Below are 15,194 nucleotides of genomic sequence, written 5' to 3' on the forward strand. Positions count from 1 at the left end.
AGGAGAACATCATGAAAACGATATTTTATCCCGAAAATGAACGTGGAAAAAATAACCTGGGCTGGTTAAAAGCCAACTTTTCATTCAGCTTTGCATCATATTATGACCCCAACAAGGTTAATTTTGGTGCATTAAGAGTATTAAACGATGATATTATTGCCAGCGGTACCGGTTTTGGGACACACCCGCATGATAATATGGAGATTATAACCATTCCGTTGGAAGGAGGCCTGGAGCATAAAGACAGCATGGGTAATACCGGTGTGATCCGTGCAGGTGAAGTACAGGTAATGTCGGCCGGAACGGGTGTTTATCATTCTGAATATAACGCATCACGTACAGAAGAGGCTAAAACCCTACAGATCTGGCTTTTTCCTAAAGAGCGTGACATACAACCACGCTATGATCAAAAGGATTTTAAACCACTTTTAAAAATAAATGAGCTCACTACACTCATATCCCCGGTAAAAGGGCCGGATACCCTTTGGTTAAACCAGGATGCCACTTTTAGCATGGGAGATTTTGAAGCTGGTAAAAGCTTAAATTATGATATAAAGACACCGGGAAATGGGGCTTATGTATTTGTTATTGAGGGTTCTGTTAAAATAAACAATATGGTTTTAAACAAAAGGGATGCGCTGGGTGTTTATGATACCAGTTCATTTACAATTGAACCCGAAGACTTTTCCCGTTTCCTGATCATTGATATACCAATGGCATAAACCCGCAAGCCGAACCTAAAGGTTGATTTTCTTGAACTGCAAAACAAATGAGTAAAATTTTGTTTTACTCCTGACAATTAGTTAACGTAACTTATGGCAGAACAAGCGATTACCGGATGGAGGAGATGGGCAGAAGGCATTGGTGAACAATGCGTTTTCTTTGCCAGGTTTTTCAGAAATATATTTGCCGGCGGCTTTGAATGGTCGGAATTTGTACGGCAGTGTTATGAAATAGGCTACCGCTCCATGATGCTGGTGGGTATTACCTCCTTTATCATGGGGCTGGTTTTAATTGTACAGCTCAGGCCATCATTAGTTGATCTCGGTGCTGCCAGTATGTTACCAAAAACCCTTACGGTTTCTTTTATACGCGAAATAGGGCCTGTTATCACGGCTATTATCTGCGCCGGCAAAATAGCCTCAAGTATTGGTGCCGAACTGGGCAGCATGAAGGTTACCGAACAGATAGACGCCATGGAAGTATCAGGCGCCAATCCACTGCAATATCTCGTTGTTACGCGCATTTTTGCCACCAGTCTCATGGTGCCCTTGCTTTCTATTATTGGCGATGCTATAGGCCTGTTTGGTGGCTTCCTGGCTCTGAATATTACGGATAGCATCAGCTTTTCACTGTATTTTAATAAATGTATCTCCTCTCTTGATTTTTCGGACTTTTTACCGGCTGTGGTAAAGACTGTATTTTTTGGCTTCGCGATAGGTTTTGTGGGCTGTTATAAAGGCTATCATTCCAACAAAGGTACCGAGAGCGTTGGTATAGCCGCCAATTCGGCTGTGGTTACTGCTTCCCTCTGGATATTTGTTATTGACGCTATCGCTGTTCAGATCACCAGTATATTATTTTATCATTGATATGAAAGCATCCGGCGAAAATAAAGAAATCAAAGAGCCCGCCTCATCAAAAAAGACTGAGGTAGTTATACATGCTAAAGGGATAGCCAAAGCTTTTGGTGATAAAGAGGTACTGAAAAATATCAATTTTGACTTGAAAAGGGGGGAGAATATGGTGGTATTGGGAAAGTCAGGTATGGGTAAATCAGTAACCATTCAATGCATTGTGGGTATGCTTAAACCGGATGCTGGTACATTGACAGTATTAGGCGAAAATGTTGCTGAAATGGGGGATGAAGAACTGAAACAGTTGCGAATGAAGATTGGCTTTCTGTTCCAGAGTGGGGCTTTGTATGATTCCATGACCGTACGGGAGAACCTGGAGTTTCCTTTAACCCGCGTGTTAAAGCTTACCGATCAGCAGGATATAGATAAACGGGTGGAAGAGGTATTGGATGGGGTGGGTTTGCTGGATGCTATTGATAAGCTGCCTTCAGACCTGTCTGGTGGAATGCGCAAACGGGTAGGCCTGGCCCGCACACTTATTGTAAAGCCCGAAATCATGCTGTATGATGAACCAACTACGGGGCTCGATCCGATCACCTCACGGGAGATCAGTGAGCTGATACTCCATATGCAGCAGAAATATAAAACATCATCTATCATTATCACACATGATATGGAATGTGCCCGCATTACGGCCGACCGGATTGTGGTGATGGATGACGGAGAATACATAGCCGAAGGCTCTTATAAAGAGCTGCAAAAATCGGATAATAAAATGGTTAGATCATTTTTTAACGAAACAACATGAAAACCACATCATCGCAAAAAATAAAAATTGGCCTGTTCACCTTCGCCGGACTGGTGGTGCTTGTATTGGGTATATTTTTTATAGGGAGTCAAAAGAGCCTGTTTAATTCCACTTTTAATGTTTATGGCACCTTTAAAAATGTGAGTGGCTTGCAGGTAGGTAATAATGTACGCTTTGCCGGGATTAACATAGGTGTAGTACAGTCAATTAACATTATTACGGATAGTTCGGTAAGGGTTGATCTGACGCTGAATAACAGCGTTAAAAAGTTCATCAAGACCGATGCGAAAATGAGTATTGGAAGCGATGGCTTAATGGGCGATAAGCTGGTTGTGATAGCCCCGGGAGGTATAACAAGTCAGCAGGAGGTACAGCCAGGAGGTCGTTTAGGATCCATTAATCCTGTTGATGTGGACAAGATCATCACCAAGCTTACCCGTGTTGCTGATAATGCAGAGACGTTGACAACAGATCTTTCACAGATTGTAGGAAAAATCAATAATGGAAAAGGAAGTATAGGACGCTTGCTAAATAATGATGCGATGGCTAAAAACATCGAAAGTACGGTTAAGCAAGCACAAACTACTATGAAAAAGGTACATACAACCACCAATACTTTAAATGAAGACTTGCAAGCAGCACAGCATAATTTTTTACTGAGGGGCTTTTTTAACAAAAAGAAAAAAGCTGCGAAGGCCAAACAGGATTCTATAAAAAAGGTACAAGAGCAGGCTCAAAAGGACAAGGAAAAAGCAGCCAAGGAGCAAGGCAATAAAGGGAATTAGCAAAAATGTTACGTGATAGTTTTGTAATATCTTTTTGCGATAAATCAACTAAATACAACTATATAGAATAACATACACCAACACTATACATTTAGCCCTAAAAAACAGGCATATTCGGTGAACAAAATGAACAAAAAAGCCGTAGGATACTATCCTACGGCTTTTTGCCTTTTTGAAAGTAAGATCTTAATTCAAATATTTAGTAATATCCGGTGATAATGGTGTTGTTTGTGATCTGAAACGATGTATCAGTTTACCATTTTCATCGATCAGGAATTTTTCAAAGTTCCATTTGATATCGCCTGTAAAATCAGGATTTGGTGCAGTGGTTAAATATTGGAATAATGGATCAATATCCAGGCCCAATACGCTAACTTTTCCGCTCATTGGGAAGGTTACTGAAAAGTTTTCTTTGCAAAAGGTTTTGATATCCTGATTGGTGCCAGGTTCTTGTCCGCCAAAATTGTTTGCCGGGAAACCCACCACTACTAATTTACCTTTGTATTGTTCGGATAATTTCTCCAGATCAGTGTATTGCTTGGTGAAACCGCATTTAGAAGCCGTATTTACAATAAGTACTTTTTTGCCTTTGTATTTGGCCAGGGTAAAATCTTTACCGTCAATACTTTTCAGCTTAAACTCATACACAGATGAGGGCGCTGCGATAAAAAGGAACGCGAATATTAAAGCGAGTAATTTCATTGTTTTTTATAATTGATGTTGAAACAAATTTCTTTGAGTAAAATTAACTATTAAAACTTCGTTTAGCCAAATACTCATCTTCTTTTTGTGTCATTTTCTTCTTTGTAACAACACTTTTATCTGTATAGCCTAAAAGATGTAAAGCACCATGGATAATTACACGGTGTAACTCATCGGTTTCTGTGATCTTAAACTTAGCAGCATTTTCACGTACGCGCTCAATAGAAATAAAAATATCACCTACAATTTCGCCCTCAGCCTCTGAATTATCGAAAGTAATAATGTCGGTATAGGTATCATGGTCAAGATACTGCTGGTTCATGGGTAACAAATACGCGTCTGAACAAAAAACGTAGGTAAGTTCTTTCAATTTAAAACCCTCGGCGATGATGGTATCTTTGATCCACTGGCGCACAAGGGTTTTATTTTTAAGTTTATAACTGATGTCTTCTTCAAAAAACTGAATAGCGGGCATTATATTTTAAAATGTAGTTCGATAGTATTGCCCGATGCATTAAAAATGCATTGGTCGGCCAAATGCTTGATAATAAAAACGCCTCTGCCGGTCAAATTCTCCAGATTCTCAGGAGAAGTTGGATCGGCCAGGTTTACATAATCAAAACCCGGGCCTTCGTCGGTAACGGTCCATATAATGCGCTTAGGCTCTACCTCGGCGTTAATAATTACTTTTTTTGTTTCGTCGAGCTTATTGCCATGAATAATGGCATTGATGGTGGCTTCGTTAAGGCAGGTCATCATGTTAGCGAAGGTATCCTCGGCTACATGATATTTATCAGCAATTTCTTCAATCAGCTGCTCAAGTTGCGCTATACTTTCCGTTTTTGACGGTAGTTGTAACGTAAACAATTCGCTGCTGGTATGAACATTTGCCTGTTCCATGTTATTTGGCATTAAGTTGATCAAAGTAAGATTTAATTTTTTGTTTATAATACAAATTAAGTGCCGGAGACACTGTTTTTATTTGCTCCGTTTGTTTGCTTTTTTGTTGCTGGTATCCCTGCAGTGCTTTTATATAACCAGGAGGTACATCCTTACCGGCATGGCTTTCTCTTTGCTGATCCTGTTCACGCTCCTGTTCTGCCTTTTCAGCCTCCAATAACCGGCTCCGGATTTGTTCCTGTCTTTTTAACGCTTCATCTGTAATCTTCCTGTTTACGAGATCATGCTCAGTTTGTTCCATTTCTTTAGAAATTTTATCCAAATTTCCTAATCCGCTTTTCCCGTCCTTGTTTTGCTCCCGGTTTATCTGTTCAAGAGATTCCCTGATCATTTGCTGCTGACGCGCCATCCGGGCCAGTTGTTCGCTCATATTACCCTGTTTGCCCTGTGCGCTTTTACCTTGGTTGCCTTGCTGTTGCATCTGCTCGCGAGCCTTCTGCATGTTTTGATTAAGCTGTTCCTGCATTTTTGCCAGTTGCGATACAGATTGCTTTTTACCCTTGCCTTTTCCGCCTTTATTCATCTGTTTTTGCAGTTGTTCCAATGCTTCGCTTAGCATCAGGGCAAGGTTATTCATGGCAGTCATGGCATACTGCTGATGACGGTTGGCCTCGGCTGTACGACGATCTCCCAGGTTATCCAATGCCTGGTCGATATGACTGTTTACACCACTGATCTCCTGGTTCACGGTCGACTGTATTTGAGGGATACGCCGGCTGATGGCATAAAGACTGTCCTCGGCTGTTTTCAGGTTATCCTTAATATCTTTTTGTTTTTGTGAAAGCGAAATGTAAGAAGGATCAGTAGGATTAGTACCTTTTAAGGTTTGCATCACCTTTTCCTGATCGAATGAACTGTTCACCAAGCTTTTTAATAACTCGCGCAGTTGCTGGGCATCAATAGCATTTTCTTTGCTTTCGCCCTCTTCATTATCCTGCGATAATTTGGCGGCCAATTGCTGCATTTGCTTGGCGGCCTGTTTTTGTGATTTTGAGGCACCATCTTTATTATTTTTTTGCAATTCGCCGGCGCTTTGATCCATTTGCTGATCAATGCTTTGCGTTTCTTTTTCGGGGTTTTGAAAATCCTGTTTGTGTTCTGCCTGTTCGTTGGTTTTTTGCAGATCTTCCAAGCCCTTTTTGATATCATGAAAATCATTTTTCAGATTTTCCTGTTCCTGCTGTAACGCTTTTTGATCAGCCCCCTGTTGTTTGGTTTTATCAGAGAGTTGCTGCTGCTTATCGGCCAGTTTATTTAGCTGATCAACGCTTTGATTCAGCTTTTGATCAAATTCAAGCTTTTTATAAAGCTCCAGCATGCGATCAAGCTCTTTTTTGAGCGATTTATTATCCATTTGCATTTTTGATAATTCATCGCGGGTAGCATCTTTTTGTTCCTGATCTAAAAGCTTTTGGAGGTTTTGCAGGAGTTCTTTTGTCTTTTGATCAAGCACATTATTAAACAGGTCTTCAATTTGTTTTTGCTTTGCTAGCAACTCTTCGTTTTGTTGCTGATTTTCTTTGCGGTTATACAGGTTTTTCTGGTTCTCGTCTTTTATTTCTTTTACCAGATTCTCCAGGTCCTGCCGTTTTTGCAGCAGATCTTCTACCTGTTTTTTTTCATCAAAGGATAGTGTGTTTTTATTGAGCAGTAACTGATTGAGTTTTTGCGAATCATGCTCAACCTGACCAGCTAATTTTATGGCCGACTGCATTTTTTGTTTTACCGCCTGGGTACCAGCATTCAATTGTTCATTAATGGCTTTGGCATCGGGCAAATTAAGTGTGCGCTCTGCAGTTCTGGCTCTTTTAGGTCCGTTTACTCCGTCGTTATCGGCAACCTCAAAAAAATAGCTTACACGTGCCCCTGGTTCTATACCCAACGCCTTCAAATTCCAGAAATAAAAGAAGTTTGACTGTGTTTGGTTCATCGCGGCATCAATTCGTTTGGTAAACGTTTTTTGAGGGGCCTTATTGCCAGCTCTTTGTACGCTATAATGAAAAATGAGTGATGAAAAACCATGGTCATCCTGCATTTTTCCGCTGAAATACAATGCGTTAGTGCTTACTGAATCCGATTTTTCCTCTACGGTAATGGTTGGGGATTCGTCAGCTATTACATTAATATGATAAGCAGAAGAGTCGCTGTGGTTAACCTGTGGGTTTACGGGGTTAAGTTTGTAAACGGCACTTTTAAAGATTTTTTCGTTATACTCAAACAAGTCAGTCCCGCTTAATTTGGCGCTATGCTTAATCCCATTTAAATAAAACTGCAGGCCAGAAGCATGTTGGGTGTGTAGGAGCCAATTTACCGTGGTACCTTCCGGAATTACCAGGTCGCCGGCATTGAGCAGTTTTTCTGCTTTTTTATGCAAATAGGCCGGATAGTTCAATTCTACATCAAAATGCAATAGAGCTGGTTTCTGGTTTACCCTTATTTCGTAAGGAACCGAAGCAAAGCCATTCCCCAGCAGCCGGAACGTTGTATTTTGCTGCAGATTGCTGAACAGGTAATGAAACTTGCTGATATTTTCCTTATCGAGCTTAAAAGTATTGTTGGCTGTTTCTATATAAACATCGACAGGCAGCCGGTTGCCATCGAGTTTAAGATCAAGTTTAAGGTCATCTCCTTGAACTACGGATAGGGTTTTATTTAAAATATGGAAACGAAAAGGAGCTACCGGGGCAAAGTATTCATTGTGCCTGATGAGTCTTTTTGTACTTTCGGTAAGTATAGATGGAGCGGCAAAAGCGATGACGATGATGACTGCAGCAGGGGCCAGCACCCATTTTAAGTATTTATTGTTTTCCCGGATATTGATAGCCGAAGGAAAACTAACCGGTTTTAGGGCTTCGATCTTTTGATCGATACTGGCCTCAATAAGAACCCGGTGTTTTTCGTCGGCAGCTGCCAGTTTTTTAAGCTGTAGTGTATTTAGCAATTTATCATTAACATCGTGAAAATGTTTACCGATGATCTCGGCTGCTTCATCATGGGTTAGGGAGTGACCCAGCTTGAGCCATGACAGAAATGGTGGTAAAATGAGCCAGCATACCAGCCCGATATTTAAAACTATAAAAAAGTAGAAAAGGATACTACGGAAAACGACGTTAAAATTGCCGAAATATTCGCTCAGCGTAATAACTACATAGGCTGTAAACAGGCCGGCACCCAAAAAGATCAGTCCGCGTAGAAAATTATTGAAATAGTACTTCCGGATAAAGATGTTGATCTTATCAATAAGCACGTCATAATTTTCAGCAGAATTCATATACAGGTGCAAAAATTCCCAACACAATATTAAACGAAAAAACAGAACAATATATATAATACCCCAATTAAGTTAATACGAGGAGGAATAATAAACAATATGAATAATTTAAAATCAAGCGACTGCTCTAAACTGTGGATGTTTTATAAATTACTTGTTTGTAAATAAGTTGTCATATTGATTTGGAATTCATGCCAATTTAAGAATAGAAGCAAAATATATTTTGCAATGGATGTGTACTTCTGTGTATCGGTATACTATTGTTTTTTAAGATGTTAAGGGGAACATCTTATCTGCATTAAATATTTGCCTTGGTAACGAATATATGGCTACTATGACTTTTTCTGAAATTGAGCTGATGTCAAAATATATAAATTGTTTTAACAACTTTTTGTTGAATTAAGTTATAAGATTGAAGTAAGGTAATAGACTGGTTGTCATTAGGTCTTATTCTTTACTTAACCAGTTCCCCATGTAACGTTAATTTATTTTTGCCATAATTAAAGCTATATTCCACATCGGCATTTAACTGCTGATTGTTGAAATGGCAGGTGATGATTTCTGTATGTGGACTTTCAATATATCGTAGCCTTAATTGTAATGTTTGGTTATCACTCCATCCGTAACTGCCCTCTACTTTGTAAGGGACCAATAATGAAAAATCTTCCCTACCACCTGTAACTAAACCAGGGCCTTGCCTGTCGGTTTCGCCAGGCAACCATTTGCCTGTTTCAAAATTGAGCGTATAGCTTGCCGAATCTTTTTTCAAGGTCACATGGCAAACCTTATTAACTATATTAAAAGAAATTGAACTGATATGGAGCGCATTTGGTTGAATAGAAAAGGTTTTGGTGAAGGTGCTGTTTGCATTGCTGCGGGTATCCGTATTAGGAGGTAAACTTAAATCTGCTAAATGTTTCTCGAGCTTAACATCACTGGTCTTATCAAGCGATAATGCCTTCGGATGCATGGCCGGCAGTAAATATTTCCATACCAGGTTAAGCTCTCCCTGCATGTCGCTTGTTTCCGAGGTGATCGCGATCACCGCATCCTGTTCTGGCATCACAATAATGTACTGCCCGAAAGCCCCATCGGCTCTGAATGCGTTATGGCGACAGCGCCAGAACTGATAACAATAACCCTGCATCCAGTCGCTCGAATCTCTTTTGCTTTGAGCTACGCCCGGTGCCTGGTCAATTTTAAAGGTGGTAGCTTCCTCAACCCACTCCTTTGGCAATAGTTGTTTTTCGTTCCATACACCCATTTGCAGGTAAAGCTGCCCCAATTTAGCCAGATCTTCGGTCTTTACACGCAGGCCCCAACCACCGGTATTAATGCCTTGCCTATTAATTTCCCAATCCATGCCTTTTATGCCCAAGGGGTCAAAAAGACGGGGTTTAAGATAATCAACCTCTTTTTGCCCGGTTACCTTTTGTATAATGGCCGATAGCATGAACGTAGCCATAGAATTGTATAAAAACTGGCTGCCGGGTTTATGCGCTATAGGCAATGCCAGAAAAGCCTTTACCCAATTATCCTCTTTGGATACAATGGCAAAAGTTGGGTCGATAGCTTGGCCTACACTCATCGTCAAAAGGTCTTTTACTGTAAGCGTTGCAAGGTAAGGCGGTATAGTATCTGGTAAGCTGCCCGCAAAAAAAGAGACCACCTTATCATTTACCGATAAGCGTTTTTCACTAACGGCAAACCCGATAGCCGTAGAAGTGAAGCTTTTGCTACAGCTGTAGAGGCTATGTCTTAAAGTTGACTGGTACGGATCCCACCAACCCTGTGCTATCATTTTGCCATGCCGCAAAAACATAAAACTATGAAATTCATGCTTGCTCTGTGCCACCGCATTCAAAAAACTATCTATCCCGGCTGCGGAAACACCTTCCGCTTCGGGCGTGCTGATAGGAAAGGAGCTTGTTTTTTGGGCGTAAATTGAACCATTAAATAACAGAAAGTATAAAACTACAGCAAACAATTGCTTTACGCATGACCCAAACCATGATCTTGTGGCAATTCGTCCAGGAGGTAAATGAAGAATAGGCATTCCGATAATTTTGAGGATTTATAATTAAAACTAAAATAAGCTTTTTCGTGGATAATAATTTTTATAAATGAAGGTATCCTTTTCGTGGAATAGCCAATATGGTTAGTGAATTAGCTCAACTTTTATACAAATCATTTTGAGATAAGTGTCTACTTATTATATTTGCCTTTCCAACCTTTTCGGGATGTAGCGTAGCCCGGTATCGCGCCAGCATGGGGTGCTGGAGGTCGTGGGTTCGAATCCCGCCATCCCGACGAAAAAATAATTACAAGAGAGCATATCTGAGCAGTTTTAGGACTGATTGGATATGCTTTTTTTGCTTTTGTTTCCCACTGTTTTAATCGTACTGTCTTAACAAATTAATGGCAGTGACCATAGCAATAGTTCTTAAAGCCAAACAAACGCTTTTACTTTTAATTACGAAAAGTTTAAGCTAATAGTACTGTACCCGTATAACTCCAGACTTTTTTAAATTATGTCTTACTGACAAAGTAGCGTCACCGCTTAAATAACTTTAACCAGAGATATTTGTATGTGTTGGTTTTAACTTCACTGACAAAGTAGTGCCACCATTCAAACCTTTTTAACCAGGTACATTTGTGTATATCTGGTTTTAAAAGTGTTGAGCAACATTTTTTGATAATCTGTTATGGCGTTAATCGCGCTCTAAATTCCACCCCAACGGTTCATCATAATAAAGCGAACCAAATAGTATCAGTTTAGTTCAAAAAAACCATTACCGAACTAATACAGGTGGCCAAGGATATATTCCTAAACAAATTTTTAACCCCTTATATCATGAAAAAATTCATCCTTTCATTATCGCTATTTTTAAGCATCTCGTCTTTCGTAAATGCCCAATGGACGACCAGTGGCGCTGTTACATCAACCACCAATTCTATTGGTATTGGAACGCAGACTCCCATTGGTAAACTAGATGTCAACGGGGCTCTTTCCATTAAGGGAATTAATGTAAATGATTCCTCTCCGATTGGTGTTCCAACGGATGGCACCTATGTTATCGCCAGCGGTTCACGAATAAAAGGGGCATATACACTTACTTTTGAAGCTGCCAACCGGGTACAAACGGTAGAGTTACATGTGAATGCGAATCAGTATGATGGAGCCAGCTCTATTTCTGTTTTGAGTAATACCTCATATGGAGGTAATACTATTATGTCAAATTTTCGTACCCTCTTTAATGGCGATATGTCTACTGTTTATCTCGTCTTTGATGTTGCCAACAGGAACGGCGGAACTGTAGTTACTGCCTATTTTAGTGGTACAGGCACATATAACCCCAACTGGGGAGGCACATTGCCAGCGAATACAACACCCCAGGGGTTTTATCCATTGGCAATAAACGGTGGAAACGTAGGTATAGGAACCTTAACTCCCAAAGAAGCCCTATCTGTAAATGGTAATATCCGCGCCAAACAAATAAAGGTTGAAGCAACAAACTGGCCTGACTATGTTTTCCAAAAGGATTATCAACTACCCACACTTCAAGAAGTTAAAGCCTATATCGATCAAAACCAGCATTTACCCGAAATTCCATCTCAGCAGGAAATCGCAGAAGACGGTCTGAATTTGGGAGAGATGAATAAACTGCTGCTGAAGAAGGTAGAGGAGTTGACGCTGTATTTGATTGAGAAGGATCAAGAGCAACAAGAGTGGAAAGTAATCAACGGTGAGTTAATCAATAGAATAAAAAAACTTGAACAAAGTCTGAAACACTAAAACTGAAATTACATTATGAAAAACAAAAAAACAATATTACTTTGTTATTTAATGGTTCATTGCTTAGCATGTTTTGCTCAGAATTTGAATCCAGTAACATTGACGAATATAACCCCTGCCACACCCGAAATAGGAAGCTTGGGTAAGTATATTGATATGCCGGTAGGATACTCAACTGGGGTTCCCGAAATATCGATACCATTATATACCCTGAAGCAACGGGATCTCGAAGTGCCGATAGGGCTAAGTTATAATGCCTCTGGAATTAAAGTCGAAGAAGGAGCCACCTGGGTCGGTACCGGATGGAATTTAAATACAGGCGGCAGTATATCCCGTGTAGTGCATGGCTTGCCGGATGATTTAGGAGGCTCTGCTTCTTATATGAATACCACCAAAACAGCTAAATATATCTTGTCCTTGCCAGCAAATAGTTCAGAGAAACAGGATTTACTTTATAATCAGGCAAACTTTGGTTTGCTTGACATTGAGCCGGATATGTATTTTTTTTCTATCATGGGATACTCTGGCCAGTTTTATTTTGATCAGGAATTGCATGATTTTGTATTGGCACCCTACCAGCATTTAAAACTAAATTGTATCCGAGATAGCGGTGGAGAAATTGCCGGATGGACGGTTGTCTTACCTAATGGAACATCCGCCTATTTTGGCACATCGGCGGATGGATTGAGAACGGGCAGGGAACGCTTTTTGAATCAGTCCGATGTGGCTGTTACGGATGGAATCGCATCAGGACCGCCAAACACGAGCACCCAGGCCGCGCACAACACAGCCTGGCAGGTAATGGATATAGTTAGCCTTACAGGCGGGAGTATTAAATATGACTACGATAGTAGTAATGTAATGGATTTTGGCAATGGCGGGGAAACTACAGATATACGTGGTGATTCGGGCTGCCCCGAGGCAGATGGTAAGCGGCACGGCTCTTTTTATAAAATGCTTTCCAGTAAACCTATCTTAAAAAAAATAAGCACAGACCTTGGAGATGTTTTTTTTATACAATCGTCTTTGCAAAGAGCCGACGTTATAGGTGCTCCCTTATCCAGTTCGAAAAGTCTTGACAGTATCATTATAAAACGCAAGGATGGCACACGCCTTAAAACTATTTCTTTCTCCTATGATTATTATACTTCTTCACCGGTAAATACCCCAGGTATGGACGTTAGTGATATTGCCAGCAAACGGTTAAGATTAAACCAGGTAAAAGATGGGGATGCTACCGGAGCGATATTTAAAACATACCAGTTACAATACAACACGACCCCGATAGTAAGCCGGTTATCCCCACAGCAGGATTATTGGGGATATTACAACGGAAAGCCAAGCAACCCGGGTTTAACGCCATCCATTAAGGTGGGGAATGGTGCGGGTAATGCATCCGGAGCCGATCGTACGGTTGACTTAACATATGCACAGGCCGGGGTATTGAAAAAGATTATTTATCCAACAGGAGGGAGTTCTGATTTTACTTATGAAAGTAATATTGCGAATATCAATAATCTTAATGGGCTTGGCAATGGATACCAATATTCTGGATTACAAAACAGGAATTACACATTTTTTAAAAGCAGTGTCTTTGTTCAGCTTAATCCACGTGTATATATAGATTCTCTGACGATAGCTGATATGAAGGAGCCGGGTACAATAGTATTTCAGATATCGGGATATTCAGGTCCAATTAATTCGATTAATTGCCCGGTACGGGTGGTGATTTCGGGAATTACAAATCCATCGTATACTTTAAGGCTGAATGATATTCAGACACCTTTTATTTTTCAACCCGGGAAGTATAAAATAACGGCAACCATACAAGCTACGATCGATTTTCCTGATGCTGATTTTACAGTAAGTATGAACTGGAAAGAAAATACGGATCTGAAAAATATTATAGTGGGGGGATTAAGGGTTGCAAAGATCGTTGACTCAGACCCTTCCGGAAATAAGATAGCAAAATCATTTAAATATACTTACTTTAATGACCCGACCGTAAGTAGCGGTACTCTGGTTAATCTGCCTAATCATAATCCCTTAATCTTTTGTGGCGATGCAGATCCGAATAGCTTCACACCTAGCGTCGCAAGAATTATCAGTAGCAGTACAGCACCTTTAACAACTATAGATGGTCAATTCATTAGATATGAAAATGTAACAGAATATTATGATGAAAATAAATCTTCTTTCAAAACCGAGTTAACCTTTTCAAATGATAATTTATTTCTAACCATACCGAATAACACTTATCCTATTCCCGCGAACACAGGGAGAGCTTGGAGGAGCGGAATACTATTGAATAAAAAAGCCTATGAACAAAAAAGTGATTTGAGCTATAATTTATTGACTGAAGAAAGGAATTATTATAGCAATTACCTGACAAATTACAAAGAAACTTTTGGAATAAAGATTTCGCCGAATGTAAGTCAATCACCCATAAAGACATTTTCATTTCAAGGGGGCAAGTTTGCCACAGAGTGGTATTTGTTGGATTCGACAATAACACTCAATTATATTAATGGCAATACTTTAAAAAACCAATCAGTTAACTATTATAATAATAACTACCTGCTTGCTAACACCAGGTTTAATAATAGTGACGGAAAGATCACGGACAATAAAACATGGTATCCCAGGGATTATAATAATGTTCTGGGATTTAATATTGATGCATTAGTACAAGCGCAGGCTATAAGTATCCCGATTAGGAAAGAAATTTCCGTAAACGGGAAAATTACGGGCGGTCAGGCTATTCAGTATAACACTGCCGCCCAGCCCTTAACGATGTATGCGTATGAAAATGCCGCATTGGCTGATACGGCATTGCATGATATTAATTCAATAATTGGACCTAATTACAATAACAAAACCGTAGTTACTTATAATGCACAGAATAACATTTCAACGGTTAAAAATAATGATGGAGTAACAACTGTATTTTTATGGGGATATATGCAATCATACCCGGTTGCTAAAATTATCAATAGTGACTATGCAACAGTTGCTAGTGTAATCACGCAAGCACAGATTGATAACGCTGTTACCAGAGGTGACGTCTCATTGAGAGCATTATTAAATACATTGCGAACCGACAGCCGCTTAAAAAACGCCCAGGTTACCACTTACACCTATGATCCCTTGGTGGGCATGACAAGCTCAACCGATCCTAAAGGCGAGACGACGTCTTATGAATATGACGGTTTTCAGCGCCTGATGAATGTAAAGGATAAAGACGGGAACATTGTCAAGCACCTGGATTATCATTATCAAGGGCAGTAATCCGAAG

Annotated in this window: 11 protein-coding genes and 1 tRNA gene; 7 read left to right on the top strand and 5 right to left on the bottom strand. The window is 40.1% G+C overall.

What is annotated here, in order from left to right; translation table 11 throughout:
* Positions 1–11 precede the first annotated feature (11 nt).
* The 4 genes from ACTJKG_RS03455 (at position 12) to ACTJKG_RS03470 (ending at position 3,170) form a co-directional block, all read left to right on the top strand.
* Positions 12–722 (top strand): pirin family protein, encoded by a 711-nt coding sequence (locus tag ACTJKG_RS03455; RefSeq protein ID WP_440738362.1) that lies wholly within the window; start codon positions 12–14, stop codon positions 720–722.
* A gap of 93 nt (positions 723–815) precedes the next feature.
* Complete coding sequence (locus ACTJKG_RS03460; protein ID WP_172334229.1) at positions 816–1,592, top strand: MlaE family ABC transporter permease; 777 nt, start codon at positions 816–818, stop codon at positions 1,590–1,592.
* Between the two features lies 1 nt (position 1,593).
* On the top strand, positions 1,594–2,385 hold the full coding sequence (locus ACTJKG_RS03465) for an ABC transporter ATP-binding protein (RefSeq protein WP_172334228.1): 792 nt from the start codon (positions 1,594–1,596) through the stop codon (positions 2,383–2,385).
* Positions 2,382–3,170: an MlaD family protein gene (locus ACTJKG_RS03470; protein ID WP_172334227.1), complete on the top strand. Its 789-nt coding sequence runs from the start codon at positions 2,382–2,384 to the stop codon at positions 3,168–3,170. Before ACTJKG_RS03465 ends, ACTJKG_RS03470 begins: the two co-directional genes overlap by 4 nt.
* A 186-nt stretch (positions 3,171–3,356) precedes the next feature.
* Here the strand turns inward: ACTJKG_RS03470 and ACTJKG_RS03475 are convergent, their stop codons facing one another.
* The 5 genes from ACTJKG_RS03475 to ACTJKG_RS03495 form a co-directional block, all read right to left on the bottom strand.
* Positions 3,357–3,872 (bottom strand): glutathione peroxidase, encoded by a 516-nt coding sequence (locus ACTJKG_RS03475; RefSeq protein ID WP_172334226.1) that lies wholly within the window; start codon positions 3,870–3,872, stop codon positions 3,357–3,359.
* A gap of 43 nt (positions 3,873–3,915) precedes the next feature.
* Positions 3,916–4,347 carry an rRNA maturation RNase YbeY gene (ybeY, locus tag ACTJKG_RS03480; protein ID WP_172334225.1) on the bottom strand — a complete coding sequence of 144 codons (432 nt, stop codon included), beginning with the start codon at positions 4,345–4,347 and terminating at the stop codon, positions 3,916–3,918.
* A complete protein-coding gene (locus ACTJKG_RS03485; RefSeq protein ID WP_172334224.1) occupies positions 4,347–4,772 on the bottom strand; it encodes an ATP-binding protein in 426 nt (141 codons plus the stop codon). Before ACTJKG_RS03485 ends, ybeY begins: the two co-directional genes overlap by 1 nt.
* 1 nt (position 4,773) lies before the next feature.
* Entirely contained in the window at positions 4,774–8,103 is a 3,330-nt protein-coding gene (locus tag ACTJKG_RS03490) for a DUF4175 family protein (RefSeq protein WP_440738363.1), read from the bottom strand.
* 454 nt (positions 8,104–8,557) lie between these two features.
* Positions 8,558–10,159: a serine hydrolase domain-containing protein gene (locus ACTJKG_RS03495; protein WP_440738364.1), complete on the bottom strand. Its 1,602-nt coding sequence runs from the start codon at positions 10,157–10,159 to the stop codon at positions 8,558–8,560.
* Positions 10,160–10,339: 180 nt separating this feature from the next.
* Between ACTJKG_RS03495 and ACTJKG_RS03500 the strand changes: the two genes are divergently transcribed.
* The 3 genes from ACTJKG_RS03500 (at position 10,340) to ACTJKG_RS03510 (ending at position 15,187) form a co-directional block, all read left to right on the top strand.
* Positions 10,340–10,413, top strand: a tRNA-Pro gene (locus ACTJKG_RS03500).
* Positions 10,414–10,957: 544 nt separating this feature from the next.
* Positions 10,958–11,899 carry a hypothetical protein gene (locus tag ACTJKG_RS03505; RefSeq protein ID WP_440738365.1) on the top strand — a complete coding sequence of 314 codons (942 nt, stop codon included), beginning with the start codon at positions 10,958–10,960 and terminating at the stop codon, positions 11,897–11,899.
* Between the two features lie 15 nt (positions 11,900–11,914).
* Positions 11,915–15,187, top strand: a complete 3,273-nt coding sequence (locus ACTJKG_RS03510; protein WP_440738366.1) for a hypothetical protein — start codon at positions 11,915–11,917, stop codon at positions 15,185–15,187.
* Positions 15,188–15,194 lie beyond the last annotated feature (7 nt).

The organism is Mucilaginibacter sp. 22184 (assembly GCF_052045695.1).
In the GTDB taxonomy this organism is placed as follows: domain Bacteria; phylum Bacteroidota; class Bacteroidia; order Sphingobacteriales; family Sphingobacteriaceae; genus Mucilaginibacter.